Source organism: Pelagerythrobacter marinus, from assembly GCF_009827515.1.
In the GTDB taxonomy this organism is placed as follows: Bacteria; Pseudomonadota; Alphaproteobacteria; order Sphingomonadales; family Sphingomonadaceae; genus Pelagerythrobacter; species Pelagerythrobacter marinus.
The window spans coordinates 387,141-406,767 of record NZ_WTYO01000002.1; the positions used below are offsets into that span (position 1 = coordinate 387,141).

Consider the following 19,627-nt stretch of genomic DNA (forward strand, 5'->3'; position numbering starts at 1 on the left):
GCCGGACTCCTGCCGCTAGCCGATGTAAACAATGTCAACATAGCGCAGGTGTAAACAGTGTCAACATCGCCCTCGCCCTATCACCACGGCGCCTTGCGCGAGGCCCTGATCGAGGCGGGGCTGCGCGCGCTCGAGGCGAACCACGCGGAGGACGGGGGCGGCACGGTCTCGCTGCGCGAACTGGCCCGCGAGGTCGGGGTCTCGGCAGCGGCGGTCTATCGCCACTTCCCCAACAAGGGCGCCCTGCTCGCCGCACTGGGCGAGGCGGGACTGGCCCGGCTGGGCGCCGCGCAGGCGGAGGCGATGGCCGCGACCGAGGACGAGCGCGCGGGCTTTGCCGCGACAGGGCGCGCCTACGTCCGCTTCGCGCTGGCCAACCCGGCGCTCTTCCGCCTGGTCTTCACCCACGGCGAACCCGGCGCGGACCGGGCCGGGAAATCCGATCCCGCCTCTGACCTGCTGAAGCGCAGCACGGCGGCGCTGGCGAGCGACGGACCGGCGGCAGAGCGGCTCGCGCTGCAGGCGTGGTCGATCGTCCACGGGCTCGCCATGCTCATGCTCGACGGCAGGCTGCCGGCCGACGATGCCCTGATCGATCGGGTGATCGACCCCGGCACGCTCTTCCCCGCGCCGGGCGACCGCCCCTGATCACTCGGCCGGGCGGCTGGCCCAGGGCCGGAAGCTGACGGTCGCCGACTGTTGCTGCGCACGCTCGCCGGGCAGGCGGACGTATTGGCGCAGGCCCGCGATCGGCTCGCCCGCGTCCCCCTCCCAGTTGACGACCTGGAGATCGTCGAGCCGGAACGGCCGTGCCTCGCCATCGCGCGCCTTCGCGACGAAGCGGATGTTGAAGCGCGTCGGCTCGGCCGCCGGTGCCGGAATGTCGAAGGCGAAACGCTCCCAGCCCGGGCCCGCGGGGGTGAAGCTCCCGGCGGTCTGCCAGGGGCAAAAGCGCTTCTCGCCCGCCAGGCGGAAGCGGTATTGCAGCGTAAGCGCCGTGCCTTCGCCCGCGATCGCGCCGCCGACCGTCAGCGGCCCGCGATCGAGATCGCGCAGCGCGATCCGCTGGTGCATCGTCAACGCGTCGCCCCGCGGCGTCACGCGCAGGGCATGGTCGCCCGCGAAGGCCCGGCGGTCGAGCGTGCCCGTCCCGCCTTCGAAGGTCCACGTGCGGTCGTGCGCGCCGAAGCCCTCGTGGCTTTCGAAATCGCCGCGCCACAGCAGCCCGCGCCCGAAAACGAGCGGGCGCCCCGCCTCATCGCGCGCCGCGGCCGGTGCCCCCTGCACCAGCGCCCCGGCAGGGATCGCGGCCATGGCGGTGCCGGGCACAGGGGCAAGGGCCAGCGCGTGCGGTTCGGTCTCGGGTGCGACGGATGCGGGGGACGCGGGACCGGCGATGATGCTGTGGCCCGCCATGTCGGCGATCCGCACGCCGCGCGGGCCCGACAGCGCGCGCAGCCGGCGCAGAACGGCATCGCGCATCCCGGCGACCGCGGGCACCGGGCGATAGTCGCGCACGTCGATCGGCACGATTTCCGCCCGGGCGAAGCGGCTTTCGTCCATCCACACCTTCAGCAACATGCTCGCCTGGGTTTCGTGGATGTACTGGTCGAACAGGAAATTGCCGAGCGAATAGGCGACCAGCTGCCCCTGGTGGATCTCGAAGCCCTGGAGGACGTGCGGATGGTGGCCGATCACCAGGTCCGCCCCGGCATCGATCGCGGCGAGCATACGCCGCCGGCTCTCGGCCGTCGGTTCGGGCGAGTACTCGCGGCTGCCGTGGTACTGAACGACCACCGCCCGCCCGGCGGCCGTTTCGCGGCCCACGGTCTCCACGATCGTGGCATCGTCGCCCAGCGCCGCCCCGCCCTTGCCCGCCTCGGCGACCTGGTTCGGCTCGACCCGTCCCTCCCAGCCGACGAAGCTGAGGAACGACCAGGCCTCGCCCTGCAGGCTGGTGCGCCAGGGGGCGATCGCCGCGGCGCGATCGGCGCCGGCCCCCGAATGGCCGAGCCCGGCGGCCTTCACCGCCGCCATCGTATCGGCCAGCCCTTGGTCGAGATAGTCGTAGACGTGGTTGTTGCCCTGCGCGGCATAGTCAACCCCGGCCCAGGCGAGCGCATGGGCCAGCTCGGGATGGGCATAGAAGACGTAGGACTTGAGCGCGGCGGTCGTCAGCTCGCGCGCGGAAAGGGTGATCTCGAGGTTGACGCTCGCCAGGTCGGCGGCGCGCAGCGTGGGCGCCATCGTCGCCAGCAGGGCGCGCATGTCCGCCTGCCGCGTGGCGTCATGGACCAGCCGGCGCTCCCCCTCCAGCGGGGTCTCGTAACGGCGCCCGCCCATGACATCGCCGCCGAAGACGAACAGCTGCCGCCCCGCGCGCCGCTCGACCAGCTCCACCGGCGGCACGCGCAGCAGGCCCGCTTCGTCCACCAGCTCGTGACGGGCGAAGGCATGGTGCGCCGGATAGTGGCCGGGGGCGGAAACGCGCAGCGTGTAGAGCGTCGCCTCGCCCGCCTCGAGGCGGTACCGCCCCTCCGCGTCGCTGGCCACGCTCTGGCCGTTGAGAGTGATCGTCGCCGCCGCGATCGGCGCGCCCCTGTCCGCCGAAAGAACGGTGCCCCGGGCGACGACGGGCGGTGTGGCGGGCGCCGCGGCAGCGGGGTCTTGCCCATCGCGCAGGGCCGGCTCGGCGGCGGCCGGCATTCCCGCCATGGCCAGCGCCAGGATCGCACAAAATGCCCGGATTCGCATCGCCTGCCCCCTTTTCGGCGCCCTTGTCCCGGCCCCTGCGCCGCCCCCCGCGACCGTGTGCCCCGCTCAGGGCAAGAGGAGGCTGCTATCACCATAGGAGTAGAAACGGTATTTCCGCTCTATCGCATGGGCATAGACGGCCTGCATCCGCTCGCGCCCCATCAGCGCGCTGACGAGCATGAACAGGGTCGATCGGGGCAAGTGGAAATTGGTCATCAGCCCGTCGATCGCGCGGAAGGCATACCCGGGGGTGATGAAGATCGCGGTATCCCCCTCGAACGGGCGGATCGTGCCGTCGGCATCGGCCGCGCTCTCGAGCAGGCGCAGGCTGGTCGTGCCGACCGCGATCACCCGCCGCCCGTCGCGCCGCGCGGCATTGAGTCGCTCGGCCGTGGCCGCCTCGATCCGGCCCCACTCGCTGTGCATCCGGTGTTCGCGCGTGTCCTCCACCTTCACCGGCAGGAACGTCCCCGCCCCGACGTGGAGCGTCAGCGTCTCGGACACGACGCCGCGCGCCTCGAGCGCGGCGACCAGCTCCGGGGTGAAATGGAGCGCGGCGGTCGGCGCGGCGACCGCACCGTCGCGCGCGGCGAACATCGTCTGGTAATCGCGCGCGTCGCGCGCGTCCGCCGGGCGCTTGCCCGCGATATAGGGCGGCAGCGGCATTCGCCCCGCCCGTTCGAGCAGGACCTCGACCGGCTCGTCCCCTTCGAACGCGAAAGTCACGCTGCCGTCGTCGCCGCGCGCCTCGACGATCGCGGTCACGCCGCCGCCGAATTCCACCCGGTCGCCCTCGCGGCACCGCCGGGCATTGCGCACGAAGGCCTGCCAGCGCCGCAGGTCGATCCGCTTGTGCAGGGTCGCGCCGATCCGCGCCTCGCCCCGCCGCCCTTCCAGCTGGGCGGGGATGACGCGCGTGTCGTTGAAGACGAGTACGTCGCCCGGGCGCAGCACCGCGGGCAGGTCGCGCACGGTCCGGTCATCGAAGGGGCGATCGCCATCGACCACCAGCATGCGCGCCGAATCGCGCGGCGTGGCAGGGCGCAGCGCGATCAGGTCCTGCGGCAGGTCGAAGTCGAACAGATCGATACGCATGCGGCATTGGGTCCCGGTCTTCGGGCCTTGCTGGGCCGGCGGGGGGCGCAGCGGCAAGCCGCCAGCCTGCCCGATGCCCCGCCCTTCTGGCAGGCCCGCGGCGGCCTGGCTACTGGTTGCCGCCGGGGGCGTTCAGCATGTCCGCGGTGATCGTGTCCTGCGCCGGCGCGGCCGGGGCGGGCGCGGGCACCGGCTTGTTGTCGGCGGCGATCGATGCCTGGAGGATGCGGGTCGGGTTGGCCGGCGGCTCGCCCCGCGCGATACGGTCCACCGCCGCCATGTTGGCGATGACCCGCCCGAAATTGGTGTAGCGCTTGTCGAGCGTGAAGCGCGGGTAGAAGACGATGAAGAACTGGCTGTTCGCGCTGTTCTCTTCCTGCGCGCGGGCCATGGCGACCGTGCCGCGCACGTGGGGCATCGGGTTGAACTCCGCGTCGAGGTCGGGAAGGTCGGACCCGCCCTGCCCGGTCCCGGTGGGATCGCCGGTCTGGGCCATGAAGCCGTCGATCACCCGGTGGAAGATGACCCCGTCGTAGAACCCCCGGCGCGCGAGCGTCTTGATGCGTTCGACGTGGTTGGGCGCCCAGCTCGGCATCAGGCGGATCGCCACGCGTTCGCCGGTCGAAAGGTCGAGCAGCAGGATGTTCTCGCGGTCTTCCTGCACGTCGTAGTTGATCGACTGGTACACTGGTGCCGGCCGGTCCTGCGCGGCCGCGTCGCCCCCGGCACCGGCTTCGACGGCCGGGCTATCCTGGGCGGAGACATGGGCGGGTGCTGCGACCATCGACAGCAGGGCCGCGGCGGCAATCAGGCATCTGGACATGGAATTCCCGTCGTCGAATTGGCAATAATGCAAGAAATCGAATTCAGCCGCCAGCGTCTAGCGGCGGGGGACTGTCGGTTCAATGAATGATGCGCCCCCTGCCCGCGTCAGTACCCGCCCGCGTCAGAATCCCGCCCGCGTCAGTAATCGCCGCGGCGGCCGACTTTCTCGACCCGGGCGACGACCTCGTCCCTCACTTCGGCGCTGACGAAAGGCGAGATGTCGCCGCCGAAGACGGCGATTTCCTTGACCAGCTTCGATGCGATCGGCTGGAGCGAGACGTCGGCCATCAGGAAGACCGTTTCGATCCGGTCGTCGAGCTGCTGGTTCATCCCGGCCATCTGGTATTCGTACTCGAAATCGGCGACGGCGCGCAGGCCCCGCACGATCACGCTGGCCCCCTGCTTGCGCGCGAACTTCATCAGCAGGGCGTTGAATCCGACCACATCGACATTGTCGAGGCCGAGCGCGGCGACTTCGCGCCGGACCATCGCCATGCGTTCTTCCGGCGTGAACATCGGGTTCTTGGAAGGATTGGTGGTTACGCCGATGATCAGCCGGTCCACCAGCTTGCTGCCGCGACGGATGATATCGGCATGGCCCAGCGTGATCGGGTCGAACGTGCCCGGATAGACGCCGATACGTTCACCATTTCCGCTGGCGCCGTTCTTGTTGGCACTCACCTGTCTCTCTCCACGATAAACCGCGCCAGCGCGCGCAACATGTCGGCTTCCGCGCCATAGGGCGCCAGGTGGCCGACGGCCTGTTCGACCAGGGCGCGGGCCTGGTGGCGCGCCTTGTCGATGCCCATCAGGGTCACGAATGTCTGCTTGCCCTGCTCCGCGTCCTTGCGCAGCGCCTTGCCCGCCTTGCTCTCGTCCCCCTCGTGGTCGAGCAGGTCGTCGGCGATCTGGAAGGCGAGGCCGATGTCGCGGGCATAGTTGCGCAGCGCCGCGCGCCCTTCGCCCGGCACGCGGCCCAGCACCGCCCCCATCTCGACCGCCGCCGACAGCAGCGCGCCGGTCTTCAATTGCTGGAGGCGGGTGATCGCGTGAAGATCGTATTCCTGCGTGGCGGCGGCCATGTCCATCATCTGGCCGCCGGCCATGCCGCCCATCCCGCTGGCGGCAGCGAGCGTGGCGACAAGTTCGGCGCGGACGAAGGGATCGCTGGCGGTCTCCGGCATCGAGAGGATCTCGAACGCGAAGGCATGGAGCGAATCGCCCGCGAGCACCGCCGTCGCCTCGTCGAAGCGGCGGTGCACGGTCGCCTTGCCGTGCCGCAGGTCGTCATCGTCCATGCACGGCAGGTCGTCGTGGATCAGCGAATAGACGTGGATCGCCTCGACCGCGCAGCCGCAGCGGACCGCGGCCTCGCGCGAGACGCCGTACATCCCCGCGGTCGCGCAGAGCAGCAGCGGGCGCACCCGCTTGCCGCCGCCGATCGCGGCGTAGCGCATTGCCTCGACCAGGCGCGCCCGGGTGTCGCCGGGCACCGGCATCAGCTCGTCGAACGTCCGGTCCACCTCGCGCTGGATGCGGGCGAGGCCCTCCGCCAGCAACTGACCCCGGTCGCCGACCAGTTGCATTTCAGTTCGCCGCGTCGAAAGGAGCGGTCCCGCGTACTTCGCCGTCGGCGCCCTGGACGATCTTCTCGATCCGCGCCTGCGCCGCGTCCAGCCGGGCCTGGCAATGCTGCCGCAGGCGTTCGCCGCGCTCGTAAAGCGCGATCGATTCGTCCAGCGCGGCCTCGCCCCCTTCCAGCTTGCGGACGATATCCTCCAGCGCTTTCAGCGCGTCTTCGAAGGTCATGCTGGCAATGTCGGGCGTGTCGTTGCTCATGGCGATAGAGCATTGACGCTCGCCCGGTGCTTGGTCAAGCTGACTGCGAACAGGGGGGACGGCGATGACGGGGATCGAGGCCGCGCAGCCGGCCGGCAGCCGGGGTTTCTCACGCGCGCCCGGCGCACGGCGGGCAGGCCGCCACGGGCCGGGCCCATGCGGGGCCGGCACGCGCCCGGCCGGGGCGCAGTAAGTGTTCATCGGCCACTGGTCCGCCGCCTTCCTCGCCGGGGCCGCGAGCCGGCGGGCGCCGAAACTGGGGGTGCTGTTCGTCGCCGCGCAGCTGGTGGACTGGGGCTTCTTCGCCCTCGCCGCGTTCGGGATCGAGAAACTGCGGATAACGCCGGGCGCGACGGCGATGAACCCGCTGGACCTCTATCACATGCCCTATACCCACAGCCTGGCCGGCACGGCCGCCTGGGCGCTCGCCTTCGTCGCCGTGCTGCTGGCCTGGCGGCGCGACCTGCCGGCGGCGCTGGTCGGCGGGGCGGTGGTCCTCTCGCACTGGTTCCTCGACCTGCTGGTGCACCGGCCCGACCTGACGCTGGCGGGCGGGGAGCGCAAGCTGGGCCTGGGCCTGTGGGACCGGCCCGAGATCGCCATTCCGCTGGAGCTGGCGCCGACGCTGGGGGCTTTCGCGTTCTACCTGCGGCGCACACGGGGCCCTGCCGGGCCGCCGCTGGTCCTGCTGGCCGTGCTGCTGGCGATGCAGCTGGCCAACTGGATCGGCCCGCAGCCCGAATCGGCCGGGCCGGGCCTCTACCTCCTCGCGCTGGCCTCCTTCGCCCTCGCGACGTGGATCGCCTGGTGGGTCGGCGACACGCGCTGGCACCGGCGCGAGATCGGCCTTGGCGTCGCGACCGCCCGGCGCTGAACAGCGCCGGCCGGGGCGCATGGATCGTTGCCCTTCGCGGCATTGAAACGTAAGGGCGCGCGCATGGCTACCCCCGAGTCCCGCACCGAGTCCGCGATCACCCCCGAAGTCGTCGAGCAGCACGGCCTCAGCCCCGAGGAATACGAACGCGTCCTCCACGCGCTCGGGCGCGAACCGAACCTGGTCGAACTCGGCATCTTCTCGGTCATGTGGTCGGAGCATTGCTCCTACAAGTCCTCCCGCATCCACCTCAAGAAACTGCCGACCGAGGCGCCCTGGGTCATCTGCGGCCCGGGCGAAAACGCGGGCGTGGTCGACATCGGTGACGGGCAGGCGGCGATCTTCAAGATGGAGAGCCACAACCACCCGAGCTATATCGAGCCCTACCAGGGCGCGGCCACCGGCGTCGGCGGCATCCTGCGCGACGTGTTCACGATGGGCGCGCGCCCGGTCGCGAACCTCAACGCGCTGCGCTTCGGCCGGCCCGATCATCCCAAGATGAAGCACCTCGTCCAGGGCGTGGTCGCCGGGATCGGCGGCTACGGCAACTGCGTGGGCGTGCCGACGGTGGCCGGGGAAACCAACTTCCATCCGGCCTACGACGGCAATATCCTGGTCAACGCGATGACCGTGGGCGTCGCCGATGCCGACAAGATCTTCTATTCCGCGGCCACCGGCGTCGGGAACCCGATCGTCTACGTCGGTTCCAAGACCGGGCGCGACGGGATCCACGGGGCGACGATGGCCAGCGCCGATTTCGGCGAGGATGCGGAGGAAAAGCGCCCCACCGTCCAGGTCGGCGACCCTTTCACCGAAAAACTGCTGATCGAGGCCTGCCTCGAGCTCATGGCGACCGACGCGATCGTCGCGATCCAGGACATGGGCGCCGCCGGGCTCACCTCGTCCAGCGTCGAGATGGCCACCAACGGCAAGGCCGGCATCCGGCTGGACATGAACAAGGTCCCCTGCCGCGAAGAGGGGATGACACCTTACGAGATGATGCTGAGCGAAAGCCAGGAGCGGATGCTCATGGTGCTGAAGCCCGGCAAGGAAGCCATGGCGGAAGAGATCTTCCGCAAGTGGGAACTGGATTTCGCGGTCATTGGCGAAGTGACCGACACCCGGCACATGGTGCTGGAATTCGAGGGCGAGGTCGTGTGCGACATCCCGCTCGGCCCGCTCGCCGCCGACGCGCCGCTCTACGACAGGCCGGCGATGAGCCGCGAGGATTACCGGGCCTGGGCCGGGGTCCAGCCGCTCGAGACCGCGCCCGGCAGCACCGATCTGGGCGCGGACCTGCTGAAGCTGGTCGCCAGCCCCGACCTCGCCTCGCGTCGCTGGATCGCGGAGCAGTACGACAGCCAGGTCGGCGCCGACACGCTGCAGACCGGCGGCGATGCCGGCGTGGTGCGGGTCCACGGCACGCGCAAGGCGCTGGCGATGACGACCGACTGCACCCCGCGATACTGCCATGCCGATCCCTACGAAGGCGGGAAGCAGGCGATCGCGGAGGCCTATCGCAATCTCTGCGCCGTGGGCGCGCGCCCGCTCGCGGTGACCAACTGCCTCAACTTCGCCAATCCCCAGCGGCCCGAGATCATGGCCCAGTTCACCGGCTGCCTCGATGGCATGGGCGATGCCTGCCGCGCGCTCGACTTCCCGATCGTGAGCGGCAACGTCAGCCTTTATAACGAGAGCAAGGCGACCGGCGGCGGCAGCGCGATCCTGCCCACCCCCGCGATCGGCGGGGTCGGCCTGCTGGAAGATTACGGCGCGATGGCCCGGATCGGCTTCGCTGCCGAAGGCGACGCGATCCTGCTCGTCGGCGAGGAGGCGCGCCACCTCGGCCAGTCGCTCTGGCTGCGCGTGGTCCACGGCAGCGAGGCGGGCGAGGCCCCGCCGGTCGACCTCGCGCAGGAGCGCGCACGGGGCGAGTTCGTCCGCCGCCTGATCGGCGAAGGGCTGGCCACCGCGGTCCACGACGTGTCCGACGGCGGGCTGCTGGTCGCGCTGGCCGAAATGGCGCTGGCGGGCAATATCGGCTGCTCGCTCGACGCGCTGGGCGGCCCCGCGGCCGCTTTCGGCGAGGATCAGGGCCGCTACGTCGTCACGACCGGCCAGCCCGACCGGGTGGAGGCCGCGGGCATCCCGGTCCGGCGGATCGGCACGGTCGGCGGCGACAGCGTGGCCGGCGTGCCGCTGACCGACTTGCGCGCCGCGCACGAAAGCTTCTTTCGCGAATGGATGGAAGCCTGATCGGCGGCCCCGCCTCCCCCCGCCGCGCGCGGATCGCCTGCGGGGAGGAGCGCCGGTGACCGAGCGCCCCTACCCCGCGCCGCCCGCGCTAAGCGACGACGAGCGGATCGCCCGGGCCCGCGCGGCCTGCGAACGGCTTGCCGGCCGCCGCACCTGTCGCGCCTTCACCGACAGGCCGGTGCCGCGCGAAGTGATCGAACACGCGATCGCCGCCGCCGGCACCGCGCCTTCGGGCGCGAACCATCAGCCGTGGCATTTCGCCGCCGTCTCCTCCGCCGAAGCGAAGCGCGCCATCCGCCTCGCCGCGGAGGAAGAGGAACGCGCCTTCTATGCCGAGCGTGCGAGCGAGGAATGGCTGGCCGCCCTCGCCCCGCTGGGGACCGATCACGACAAGCCGTTCCTGGAGATCGCGCCCTGGCTGATCGTCTGCTTCGCGCAGCGCAAGGGCGGGATCGAGGAAGACGGCGAGACGTCGAACTACTACGTGACCGAAAGCGTGGGCCTGGCCTGCGGATTGCTGCTCGCGACCCTGCACGAAGCGGGCCTGGCGACGCTGACGCACACGCCCTCCCCGATGGGCTTCCTGCGCGAGATCTGCGGCCGCCCGGCGCATGAAAAGCCGCTGATGATCGTCGTCGCCGGCCATCCTGCGCCCGATGCCACCGTGCCAGACCACGCGCTGCGCAAGAAGCCGCTCGACACGATCGCCAGCTGGCTCTGACCCGGCCCGCGGCCGGCCGGAATGTCAGGCGGTGGCGGGCTGCGAGGCCGGCGTCCGCTCGCTGGCCAGCAGGTCGTAGGGGTCGATCCCCTCGCTGCGCCAGACCTCGTGACAGCGGTGGTACCAGGTCGGCTCGGCGATCCGCAGCCGTCGGCGCGCCTCGCCCAGGTCCATCGCGAGGAGATCGCGGATCGCCATCGCGACGATCGGGGGGCAGCCCTTGCCGATCCGGTGCGCCTGGCGCACCGCGCGGAAGACCGGGGCCCGGCTCTTGACCTGCTTGCGGATGTTCAGCGCCCCGGCATAGCCGAGCAGGAGGTGCCCGTGGCTCGGGCTCTGCCCGTGGGTGAACAGCAGCACGCACTGTTCGCCCAGCGCGTCGCGGCCATAGCCGGTCAGGACATGCATCAGGTCGTGCGTGTCGCGCTGGCGGAATGCGAACCATTCGATCAGGTCGCCGTATTTCGGCCGCCCCATCTTCTCCGATTCGGCCACCAGGCCCGCCGCGCTCAACCCCTCGCGGCGCATGAAATCGACATAGGCATGGGCCACGCTGCCCTCGGGCAGTTTCAGCAGCGCCTCGTGATCGTCAAGGATCGGGGGCAGGAAAGGCTCGCTGGCGCGCAGGGCCTCCCCTTCCGCGCTCAGCGTCAGAGCGCGGGCGCGCGGGATGAACGTGCGCGAAGGCAGCGCCTCGTAGATGTGAAACACCTGCTCGGTGTCTTCCTTGTCCTTGATCAGCTCGCGGAAATGGTGGAGCGCCTTGCGGACATTGCGCCGCGGCTGCGGCCGGGCGGGATTGCGGAAGGGCGTGCCGTCGGCGGCACGGGCGGCCGCCCCGGCGTCTGGCAGGGCCTGCGGACTGGTCATGACAGGGCATCCTTTACTGACACGCCTGTCAATATAACAGGTCGGTTGCAGATTGAAAGGGACCCCGGGGGCGCCGCGCCGCCGGCCGGCGCGCGCCGGTTCAGGCCACCCATTCTTCGCGCGGGATGCCGAACAGTTCGAGCACGGCGGTCAGGTCGCCGCGGTCGATCGTCCCGTCGGCGGCCGCGCGCGCGCGCGGCTTGGCGCGGAAGGCAATGCCCCAGGTCGCGGCGGCCAGCATCGGGATGTCGTTGGCCCCGTCGCCGGTGGCGAGGCTGGTCGCCTCCGGCCCGATACCCTCGGCCTCTTCGCGCAGCACGCGTTCCTTCACCGCGCTATCGGTGATCGCCCCGGCGAGCGCGCCGGTCAGCTTGCCCCCGGCGACCGCCAGCCGGTTGCCCACGACGCGGTCGAAGCCGAGCTGATCGGCCACCGGGTCGGCGAAATGGTGGAAACCGCCGGTCACCAGCACGGTGCGGCACCCGCGCGCCTTCAGCGTGGCGACCAGCGTGCGCGCGCCCTCCATCGGGCGGATGCGCTCGGCAAGGCAATCCGCGATGCTGTCTTCCCCCAGCCCCGCGAGCAGGCCGACGCGTTCGGCCAGCGCGCTGGCGAAATCGAGCTCGCCCTGCATCGCACGCTCGGTAATCGCGGCCACGCGGTCGCGGAAACCGGCGAAGTCGGCCAGCTCGTCGATGCATTCCTGGCCGATCATGGTCGAATCCATGTCCGACACGAACAGGTCCGGCACCGCGATTTCCCGCCGCGAGACCAGCAGGTCGGCCGGGGCGAAATGCTCGTCCAGCAGCCCGCGCAGCGTCGCGGGATCGCCTTCGGGCAGGCTCAGCTGCAGCACGTCGCCGCAGAAATCGTGCATCTGCGCGAGCGCGACGCGCATCCCCTCCTTCTCCAGCGCGGCGGTCGCGCGGTCGAGGCGTGTTTCCAGCGTGGCCGGGTCTGCTATCAGCCGGGCGATGAGCACCGAGATTCCTCCGATTGCCGGCGACGGGCGGCCGCCGGTCGCGCTCATTGCAGGGCCCACCGCCAGCGGCAAGAGCGATCTGGCCGTGCGCCTGGCGCGGGCGGTGCTCGACAGCGGGCGCGAGGCCCGCGTGATCAATGCCGACAGCGCCCAGGTCTATCGCGACTTGCGCGTGCTCAGCGCCCGGCCGTCGGAGGCGGAGACCGCCGGCGTGCCGCACCGCCTGTTCGGCGCCTGGGACGGGGCCGATCCCTGTTCGGCGGCCGACTGGGCCGCGGCCGCGCGCCGGGAAATCGCCGCCGTCCATGCGCGCGGCGGCGTGCCCGTCCTCGTCGGGGGCACCGGGCTTTACCTGCGGACCCTGCTCGACGGGATCGCGCCGGTGCCGCCGATCGATCCCGCGGTGCGCGAGGCGGTGCGCGCGCTGCCGGTGGCCGAGGCCCATGCCGAGCTGGCACGCCTCGACCCTGCGCGCGCCGCCGCGCTCGCCCCCGCCGACACGACCCGCGTTGCCCGCGCGCTCGAGGTCGTCCGCTCCACCGGCAGGCCGCTTTCGCACTGGCAGGCGCGGCGCGAGGGCGGGATCGGGGCGCAGGTGGCGCTGCACCCGCTGATCCTCCTGCCCGACCGGGCCTGGCTCCACGAACGCTGCGACCGGCGCTTCGTCGCGATGATGGAAAACGGCGCGGTCGGGGAAGTCGAGGCCCTGCTCGCCCGCCGCCTCGATCCCGGCCTGCCGGTCATGCGCGCGATCGGTGTGACGCAGATCGCCGGCTGGCTGGCCGGCGAGACGTCGCGCGACGAGGCGATTGCCGCCGGCCAGCAGGCGACGCGCCAGTATGCGAAGCGCCAGTACACCTGGTTCCGCCGGCAGCCGCCGCAAGAATGGCACCGGATGGAGACATATTGCGATTCTCTACCCGATACATTCGCATCATTGTTTCACCGATAGGCCTTGACATATCATATTCTGTCCCATAGGCGATGAGTCAACGGATCGATATTGGCCCGGCGCGTCCCCCTCGCGCCGGGTCGATCTTTTTCCGGGGCGTCGATCCGCTGCCCGGACGAAGCGACACGAAGGACGAGGAAAGGGTCGAACAATGGCGGAGGAGCGCAGCGGCGCGTCCATCCTGATCGAATGCCTGGTCAGCCAGGGGGTCGAATTCGTCTTCGGCTACCCCGGCGGCGCCGTGCTGCCGATCTATGACGAGCTCTTTTCGGACGAGCGCATTCGCCACATCCTCGTGCGGCACGAAGCCGGCGCGGCCCACGCGGCGGAAGGCTATGCCCGCTCGACCGGCAGGCCGGGCGTCGTCCTCGTCACCTCCGGCCCCGGGGCGACCAATGCCGTCACCGGCATTGCCGACGCCTTCATGGATTCGATCCCGATGGTCGTCATCACCGGGCAGGTGCCGACCGCGCTGATCGGGACCGACGCGTTCCAGGAAGCCGACACCGTCGGCATCACGCGCCACTGCACGAAGCACAATTACCTGGTGAAGGACCCGGCGCAGCTGCGCGCCACGATCGAGGAAGCCTTCCGCATCGCGACCACCGGGCGGCCGGGCCCGGTCGTGGTGGACATTCCCAAGGACGTCCAGATCGCGCTGGCGAGCTGGTCGGGGCAGGACGACCTGGCCCTCCCCTCCACCCGCTATGCCCCGCAGACCGCCGGCGACGAGGCGGCGATCGCCCGCGCGGTGGACATGCTGGCCCGGGCGGAACGGCCCCTGTTCTATACCGGCGGCGGCGTCATCAACTCCGGCCCGCGGGCGAGCGAGCTGCTGCGCCGGCTGCAGGAACTCACCGGGGCGCCGGTCACCAGCACGCTGATGGGTCTCGGCGCCTTTCCCTGCGACCACCCGGACTGGCTGGGCATGGTCGGGATGCACGGCACCTACGAGGCGAACATGGCGATGAACCGGTGCGACCTGATGGTCTGCATCGGCGCCCGTTTCGACGACCGCGTGACCGGGCGGCTCGATGCGTTCTCGCCCGATTCGGAGAAGATCCACATCGACATCGATCGAAGCTCGATCAACAAGACGGTGCCGGTGGACCTCGCGATCCTGGGCGATTGCGCGCAAGTGCTGGAACAGATCGTCGGCGCCTGGGGCAACCGCGAGGCCCGCGACCTCGGCGAATGGAAGGCGCGCGTCGCCGGCTGGCGCGCGTGCGAATCGCTCGCCTATCCGCCCAACCCGGCGGCGATCATGCCGCAGAAGGCGATCGAGCGCCTCCACGCCCTGACCCGCAGGCAGAACCCGATCGTCTCGACCGAGGTGGGCCAGCACCAGATGTGGGCCGCGCAGTATTTCGGCTTCACCGGCCCCAACCGCTGGCTGACCAGCGGCGGCCTGGGCACGATGGGCTATGGCCTGCCGGCCGCGATCGGCGCGCAGCTCGGCAACCCGGAAGCGCTGGTGATCGACATCGCGGGCGAGGCGAGCATCCAGATGAACATCCAGGAACTGGGCACCGCCAGCCAGTATCGCCTGCCGGTCAAGGTCTTCATCCTCAACAACGAGTACATGGGCATGGTCCGCCAGTGGCAGGAGCTGACCTATGAAAGCCGATATTCCAATTCCTATTCCGACAGCCTGCCCGATTTCGTGAAGCTCGCCGAAGCCTATGGCTGGAAGGGCATCCGGATCGAGGACGAGGCCGGGCTGGACGCGGGGATCGAGGCGATGATCGCGCACGACGGGCCGGTCATGGTCGATTGCCTGGTGTCGAAGGAAGCCAACTGCTTCCCGATGATCCCGAGCGGCGCGGCCCATACCGAGATGCTGCTCTATGGCGACATGGTCAGCGGGACGATGAACGATGAAGCCAAGGCACTGGTCTAGGGGGCAGGCGACAATGCAGATCACGCAGCAGGCATCGCAGCGCCACGTCCTGGCGATCACGGTGGACAACGAGGCCGGCATCCTCGCCAAGATCGCCGGGCTCTTCACCGCGCGCGGATACAACATCGACAGCCTGACCGTTGCCGACATCACGGAAAACCACGCGGTCAGCCGGATCACGATCGTCACCAACGGCCCGCCCGCGGTGATCGACCAGATCCACGCCCAGCTCGACCGGCTGGTCCCGGTCCACAAGGTCGTCGACCTGACCGAGGAAGGCCCCCACGTCGAGCGCGAGCTGGCGCTGGTCAAGGTCGCGGGCACCGGCGAAAAGCGGGTCGAGGCGCTGCGCCTGGCCGATATCTTCCGCGCCCGCCCGGTGGACACGACCACCGGCAGCTTCATCTTCGAGATCACCGGCCCGCCGGAGAAAGTCGACAGCTTCGTCGGCCTGATGCGCGAGCTGGGGCTGGTCGAGGTCGGCCGGACCGGGATCGTCGGCATGATGCGCGGCGCCGAGGGAGCCTAGGCCCGGGACAAGAAATTCCACGTCGCGCCGAGCTTGTTCGAGCGGCCAGCAATCCGTTAGCGCTTCGCGCATGGCGAAACTGGATGCTGGAGCGGGTTCAGCATGACGATTGCACAGTGAAGGACGAGAGATGAAAGTCTATTACGACGCCGATGCCGACCTGAACCTGATCACCGGCAAGAAGATCGCCGTGCTCGGCTATGGCAGCCAGGGCCACGCCCATGCCCAGAACCTGCGCGACAGCGGGGTCGGCGAAGTCGCGATCGCGCTGCGCGAAGGTTCCGCCACCGCGAAGAAGGCGCAGGACGCCGGCTTCACCGTGATGAGCAACAGCGAAGCGGCCGCCTGGGCCGACATCCTGATGATCCTCGCGCCCGACGAGCACCAGGCCGCGATCTGGCAGAACGATCTGGCCGGCAACATGAAGCCGGGCAGCGCGCTTGCCTTCGCCCACGGGCTCAACATCCATTTCGGGCTGATCGAACCGCCCGCCGATATCGACGTGATCATGATCGCGCCCAAGGGCCCCGGCCACACCGTGCGCAGCGAATACCAGCGCGGCGGCGGCGTGCCCTGCCTGATCGCCGTCCACCAGGACGCGACCGGCAATGCCCACGATCTCGCCCTCGCCTATGCCAGCGGCGTCGGCGGCGGGCGCAGCGGCATTATCGAAACCAATTTCAAGGAAGAGTGCGAAACCGACCTGTTCGGCGAACAGGCCGTGCTGTGCGGCGGCATCACCCACCTGATCCAGGCCGGGTTCGAAACGCTGGTCGAAGCCGGCTACGCGCCCGAAATGGCCTATTTCGAATGCCTCCACGAAACCAAGCTGATCGTGGACCTGCTCTATGAAGGCGGGATCGCGAACATGCGCTATTCGATCAGCAACACCGCCGAATACGGCGACATCACCACCGGCCCGCGGATCATCACCGACGAGACGAAGGCGGAAATGAAGCGCGTGCTGGCGGACATCCAGTCGGGCCGCTTCGTCAAGGACTTCGTGCTCGACAACCGCGCCGGCCAGCCCGAGCTGAAGGCCGCGCGCAAGGCGGCCGAGGCGCACCCGATCGAGCAGACCGGGTCGCAACTGCGCGCGATGATGCCCTGGATCGGCAAGAACAAGCTGGTCGACAAGGCGAAGAACTGACGGCATTCTCCCGGTCCGCGAACGAACCCGCGAGGAACAGAGGGGACCGGGAAAATGCGCAGCACACGTCTTGTCGCCACGATCGGGGCCGCCGCTTTCGCGCTGGCGGCCACCGGCACGCTGATCGCGCAGGGAACGCCCGGCGAGGCGCCCGGCCGGGCCGATCCCGCGCGGGTCAGCGGGGGCACGTACCTCGCCGATCCGTCGCACAGCATGGTCCAGTGGCGCGTCGACCACATGGGCTTCAACGACTATTTCGGCATCTTCGGCGACGTCGACGGCACGCTGACGCTCGACCCGGCCAACCCGGGCCAGGCCAGCGTGGACGTGACGATCCCGGTCGCCGGCGTGACCGTGCCGAGCGAGGGCCTGCGCGAACACCTGCTGCGCCCGGGCAAGGACGGGGGCAGCCCCGATTTCTTCGGGCCCGACCCGATGCCCGCGCGCTTCACGTCGACCGCGGTGACGATCGGCGCCGACGGCACGAGCGCCGAGGTCACCGGCGACCTCGCGCTCAACGGCGTGATGATGCCCGTCACGCTGGAAACGCGCTTCACCGGCGCGGGCGCGGCGCCGCGCACCGGCTACGAAACGGTCGGCTTCGAAGGGCGCACGACGATCAACCGGTCCGATTTCGGCCTCGGCTTCGGCGTCCCGATGGTCGGCGACGAGGTGGAACTGGAGTTTTCCGTCGCCTTCGAAAAGCGCGATCCGCAATAGCCGGCGCAGCGATGCGACGGCATGGCTTGCCTTCCGGGCAATTTTCGCGCATTGCCGCGGGCATGACACGCAACGGACTAATCCTGCTTCGACTTACGCGCCCTTGGGCGTGAGCTGACGCGTGGCCGGTGGGCGCGCGCTGCGCCCAAGGGGTCAAGGCCGACAGACTGCAGAACCTTTCCGTGCGAGATTACCCGAAATGACCATGCTCCGCGATCCTTCGCGCAAATACGCCGCCTTCCCCCAGGTGCCCCTGCCCGACCGGCAATGGCCCAGCCGCACGATCGCCGCCCCGCCGCGCTGGCTCTCGACCGACTTGCGCGACGGCAACCAGGCGATCGTCGACCCGATGGACGCGGTGAAGAAGAACCGCTTCTTCGACCTGCTGGTCGAAATCGGGGTGAAGGAGATCGAAGTCGGCTTCCCCAGCGCGGGCGCGACCGAGTTCGATTTCATCCAGGCGCTGGTCCATTCCGGCCGTATTCCCGACGACGTGACGGTCCAGGTCCTCACGCAGAGCCGCGAGGACCTGATCCGCACCAGCTTCGCCAGCCTCGACGGCGCGCGCGCGGCGATCGTCCACCTCTACAACGCGGTCAGCCCCGCCTGGCGCGACATCGTCTTCCGCATGAGCCGCGAGGAAGTGCGCGAGATCGCGGTCGCCGGGGCGAAAGTCATGCGCGACGAGGCCGGCAGCCGCCCGGGCACCGACTGGCATTTCCAGTATTCGCCCGAAACCTTCTCCACCGCCGAGCTCGATTTCTCGATCGAGGTCTGCGAGGCGGTGATGGACGTGCTCGCCCCCACGCCCGAACGGCCGATCATCCTGAACCTGCCGGCCACGGTCGAGGCGGCAACGCCCAATGTCTACGCCGACCAGATCGAGTATTTCTGCCGCAACCTGCCCAACCGCGAAAGCGCGGTGATCAGCCTGCACACGCACAACGACCGCGGCACCGGGGTCGCGGCCGCCGAACTGGGCCTGATGGCCGGGGCCGACCGGGTCGAAGGCTGCCTGTTCGGCAATGGGGAGCGGACGGGCAACTGCTGCCTCGTCACCGTGGCGCTCAACCTCTATACCCAGGGGGTCGATCCGGGGCTCGACTTCTCCGACATCGACCGGGTGATCGAGACGGTCGAATACTGCAACCAGATCCCGGTCCACCAGCGCCACCCCTATGGCGGCGAACTGGTCTTCACCGCCTTTTCCGGCAGCCACCAGGACGCGATCAAGAAAGGGTTCGAGGCGCACGGGCGGCAGAACGACGAACGCTGGCGCGTGCCCTACCTGCCGATCGACCCGGCCGACCTCGGCCGCAATTACGAGGCGGTGATCCGCGTCAATTCGCAGAGCGGCAAGGGCGGGTTCGCCTGGGTTCTGGAACAGGACCAGGGGCTGAAGCTGCCCAAGAAGATGCAGGCCGATTTCTCGCGCCAGGTCCAGCTCATGGCCGACGAGCTGGGGCGCGAGCTGAACGCGGCCGATATATGGGACGTGTTCCGGCGCACCTACCACGTGCAGGTGCGGCCCAAGCATTTCCAGCTCGTCGATTACGAGGAAAGCCGCGCGGCCGACGGCACCCGCGTCTTTGCCGGCACGATCGAGGTCGGCGGCCGGGCGCAGCGCGTTTCGGGGCGCGGCAACGGGCTGATCTCCTCGGTCGTCGCGACGCTGAAGGAAAGCTTCGGGGTCGAACTGGAAGTGTGCGACTATACCGAACACGCGCTGTCCACCGGCTCCCACGCGCGCGCCGCGGCCTATCTCGAATGCGCGCTCCCCTCGGGCGAGCGGGTCTGGGGCTGCGGGATCGACGAGGACGTCGCCACCGCCAGCGTCCGCGCCGTGCTGAGCGCCGCGAACGGCGCGGTCGATCGGGCCGAGAGCTGACCTGGGGCAGAGGGGGGAGGCGCCCATCGATGTGCCCTTCCCCGCTTCGCCGTCACCCTGAACCTGTGTCAGCGTCCATTCCGCCGCCGCTACCGCGCACGCGGGGCGGCGCGATGGATGCCGGAACGCGTTCGGCATGACGGGGGTGGCCAGGGCAGCCGTGCCACCCTCCCCAATCGCTTCTTTCCTACAGGGCCCCGGGGACGCTAGCATCCCGGCGATGGACCGCTCGCTCCCCCTCCCCGCCCCGTTTTCAGGCCGCTTCAGGCGGC

At 69.9% G+C, this 19,627-nt stretch carries 18 protein-coding genes; 10 read left to right on the top strand and 8 right to left on the bottom strand.

The window, feature by feature from the left end:
- The first annotated feature begins 57 nt into the window (after window positions 1-57).
- The gene (locus tag GRI72_RS05715; protein WP_337191142.1) at window positions 58-648 is read left to right on the top strand and encodes a TetR/AcrR family transcriptional regulator; all 591 of its coding nucleotides are present in this window, start codon (window positions 58-60) and stop codon (window positions 646-648) included.
- Here GRI72_RS05715 and GRI72_RS05720 read toward each other — a convergent pair whose 3' ends face one another.
- From GRI72_RS05720 to GRI72_RS05745, 6 genes are all read right to left on the bottom strand, one after another.
- Entirely contained in the window at window positions 649-2,754 is a 2,106-nt protein-coding gene (locus GRI72_RS05720) for a CapA family protein (RefSeq protein ID WP_160732968.1), read from the bottom strand.
- Window positions 2,755-2,820: 66 nt separating this feature from the next.
- The gene (queA, locus tag GRI72_RS05725) at window positions 2,821-3,849 is read right to left on the bottom strand and encodes a tRNA preQ1(34) S-adenosylmethionine ribosyltransferase-isomerase QueA (RefSeq protein ID WP_160732969.1); all 1,029 of its coding nucleotides are present in this window, start codon (window positions 3,847-3,849) and stop codon (window positions 2,821-2,823) included.
- A 109-nt stretch (window positions 3,850-3,958) separates the two neighbouring features.
- Window positions 3,959-4,672 (bottom strand): peptidylprolyl isomerase, encoded by a 714-nt coding sequence (locus GRI72_RS05730; RefSeq protein ID WP_160732970.1) that lies wholly within the window; start codon window positions 4,670-4,672, stop codon window positions 3,959-3,961.
- Window positions 4,673-4,812: 140 nt separating this feature from the next.
- Complete coding sequence (coaD, locus tag GRI72_RS05735) at window positions 4,813-5,355, bottom strand: pantetheine-phosphate adenylyltransferase (RefSeq protein ID WP_160732971.1); 543 nt, start codon at window positions 5,353-5,355, stop codon at window positions 4,813-4,815.
- Window positions 5,352-6,260: a polyprenyl synthetase family protein gene (locus GRI72_RS05740; RefSeq protein WP_160732972.1), complete on the bottom strand. Its 909-nt coding sequence runs from the start codon at window positions 6,258-6,260 to the stop codon at window positions 5,352-5,354. Before GRI72_RS05740 ends, coaD begins: the two co-directional genes overlap by 4 nt.
- A gap of 1 nt (window position 6,261) precedes the next feature.
- A complete protein-coding gene (locus GRI72_RS05745) occupies window positions 6,262-6,513 on the bottom strand; it encodes an exodeoxyribonuclease VII small subunit (protein WP_160732973.1) in 252 nt (83 codons plus the stop codon).
- A gap of 193 nt (window positions 6,514-6,706) precedes the next feature.
- Here GRI72_RS05745 and GRI72_RS05750 point away from each other — a divergent pair, with 193 nt between their 5' ends.
- From GRI72_RS05750 to GRI72_RS05760, 3 genes are all read left to right on the top strand, one after another.
- Window positions 6,707-7,387, top strand: a complete 681-nt coding sequence (locus tag GRI72_RS05750) for a hypothetical protein (protein WP_160732974.1) — start codon at window positions 6,707-6,709, stop codon at window positions 7,385-7,387.
- 63 nt (window positions 7,388-7,450) lie between these two features.
- Window positions 7,451-9,643, top strand: coding sequence for a phosphoribosylformylglycinamidine synthase subunit PurL (purL, locus tag GRI72_RS05755; RefSeq protein ID WP_160732975.1), 2,193 nt, complete (start codon window positions 7,451-7,453; stop codon window positions 9,641-9,643).
- A gap of 55 nt (window positions 9,644-9,698) precedes the next feature.
- The gene (locus tag GRI72_RS05760) at window positions 9,699-10,364 is read left to right on the top strand and encodes a nitroreductase family protein (RefSeq protein WP_160732976.1); all 666 of its coding nucleotides are present in this window, start codon (window positions 9,699-9,701) and stop codon (window positions 10,362-10,364) included.
- A gap of 24 nt (window positions 10,365-10,388) precedes the next feature.
- On the opposite strand, the gene GRI72_RS05765 is transcribed toward GRI72_RS05760, so the two are convergent.
- Together GRI72_RS05765 and serB are read right to left on the bottom strand one after the other, a co-directional pair.
- Entirely contained in the window at window positions 10,389-11,234 is an 846-nt protein-coding gene (locus GRI72_RS05765; RefSeq protein ID WP_160732977.1) for a Coq4 family protein, read from the bottom strand.
- Window positions 11,235-11,334: 100 nt separating this feature from the next.
- The gene (serB, locus tag GRI72_RS05770) at window positions 11,335-12,216 is read right to left on the bottom strand and encodes a phosphoserine phosphatase SerB (protein WP_160732978.1); all 882 of its coding nucleotides are present in this window, start codon (window positions 12,214-12,216) and stop codon (window positions 11,335-11,337) included.
- On the opposite strand from serB, the gene miaA reads away from it, so the two are divergent.
- The 6 genes from miaA to leuA all read left to right on the top strand — a co-directional run bounded on the left by miaA (window position 12,209) and on the right by leuA (window position 19,355).
- The gene (gene miaA / locus GRI72_RS05775) at window positions 12,209-13,168 is read left to right on the top strand and encodes a tRNA (adenosine(37)-N6)-dimethylallyltransferase MiaA (RefSeq protein WP_160732979.1); all 960 of its coding nucleotides are present in this window, start codon (window positions 12,209-12,211) and stop codon (window positions 13,166-13,168) included. The two genes, serB and miaA, sit on opposite strands and share 8 nt — an antisense overlap.
- 151 nt (window positions 13,169-13,319) lie before the next feature.
- Window positions 13,320-15,068: a biosynthetic-type acetolactate synthase large subunit gene (gene ilvB, locus GRI72_RS05780; protein WP_160732980.1), complete on the top strand. Its 1,749-nt coding sequence runs from the start codon at window positions 13,320-13,322 to the stop codon at window positions 15,066-15,068.
- A 13-nt stretch (window positions 15,069-15,081) separates the two neighbouring features.
- The gene (ilvN, locus tag GRI72_RS05785; protein ID WP_160732981.1) at window positions 15,082-15,597 is read left to right on the top strand and encodes an acetolactate synthase small subunit; all 516 of its coding nucleotides are present in this window, start codon (window positions 15,082-15,084) and stop codon (window positions 15,595-15,597) included.
- Window positions 15,598-15,727: 130 nt separating this feature from the next.
- Window positions 15,728-16,747, top strand: a complete 1,020-nt coding sequence (ilvC, locus tag GRI72_RS05790) for a ketol-acid reductoisomerase (protein ID WP_160732982.1) — start codon at window positions 15,728-15,730, stop codon at window positions 16,745-16,747.
- Between the two features lie 54 nt (window positions 16,748-16,801).
- Window positions 16,802-17,467: a YceI family protein gene (locus GRI72_RS05795; RefSeq protein ID WP_160732983.1), complete on the top strand. Its 666-nt coding sequence runs from the start codon at window positions 16,802-16,804 to the stop codon at window positions 17,465-17,467.
- Window positions 17,468-17,666: 199 nt separating this feature from the next.
- Window positions 17,667-19,355 (top strand): 2-isopropylmalate synthase, encoded by a 1,689-nt coding sequence (leuA, locus tag GRI72_RS05800; RefSeq protein WP_160732984.1) that lies wholly within the window; start codon window positions 17,667-17,669, stop codon window positions 19,353-19,355.
- Window positions 19,356-19,627 lie beyond the last annotated feature (272 nt).

Coding starts and splice junctions, on each gene's coding strand:
- GRI72_RS05720 (WP_160732968.1), bottom strand. CDS start 2,754: ATGCGAATCCGGGCATTTTGTGCGATCCTGGCGCTGGCCATGGCGGGA.
- queA (WP_160732969.1), bottom strand. CDS start 3,849: ATGCGTATCGATCTGTTCGACTTCGACCTGCCGCAGGACCTGATCGCG.
- GRI72_RS05730 (WP_160732970.1), bottom strand. CDS start 4,672: ATGTCCAGATGCCTGATTGCCGCCGCGGCCCTGCTGTCGATGGTCGCA.
- GRI72_RS05740 (WP_160732972.1), bottom strand. CDS start 6,260: ATGCAACTGGTCGGCGACCGGGGTCAGTTGCTGGCGGAGGGCCTCGCC.
- GRI72_RS05745 (WP_160732973.1), bottom strand. CDS start 6,513: ATGAGCAACGACACGCCCGACATTGCCAGCATGACCTTCGAAGACGCG.
- purL (WP_160732975.1), top strand. CDS start 7,451: ATGGCTACCCCCGAGTCCCGCACCGAGTCCGCGATCACCCCCGAAGTC.
- GRI72_RS05765 (WP_160732977.1), bottom strand. CDS start 11,234: ATGACCAGTCCGCAGGCCCTGCCAGACGCCGGGGCGGCCGCCCGTGCC.
- miaA (WP_160732979.1), top strand. CDS start 12,209: ATGAGCACCGAGATTCCTCCGATTGCCGGCGACGGGCGGCCGCCGGTC.
- ilvB (WP_160732980.1), top strand. CDS start 13,320: ATGGCGGAGGAGCGCAGCGGCGCGTCCATCCTGATCGAATGCCTGGTC.
- ilvN (WP_160732981.1), top strand. CDS start 15,082: ATGCAGATCACGCAGCAGGCATCGCAGCGCCACGTCCTGGCGATCACG.
- ilvC (WP_160732982.1), top strand. CDS start 15,728: ATGAAAGTCTATTACGACGCCGATGCCGACCTGAACCTGATCACCGGC.
- GRI72_RS05795 (WP_160732983.1), top strand. CDS start 16,802: ATGCGCAGCACACGTCTTGTCGCCACGATCGGGGCCGCCGCTTTCGCG.
- leuA (WP_160732984.1), top strand. CDS start 17,667: ATGACCATGCTCCGCGATCCTTCGCGCAAATACGCCGCCTTCCCCCAG.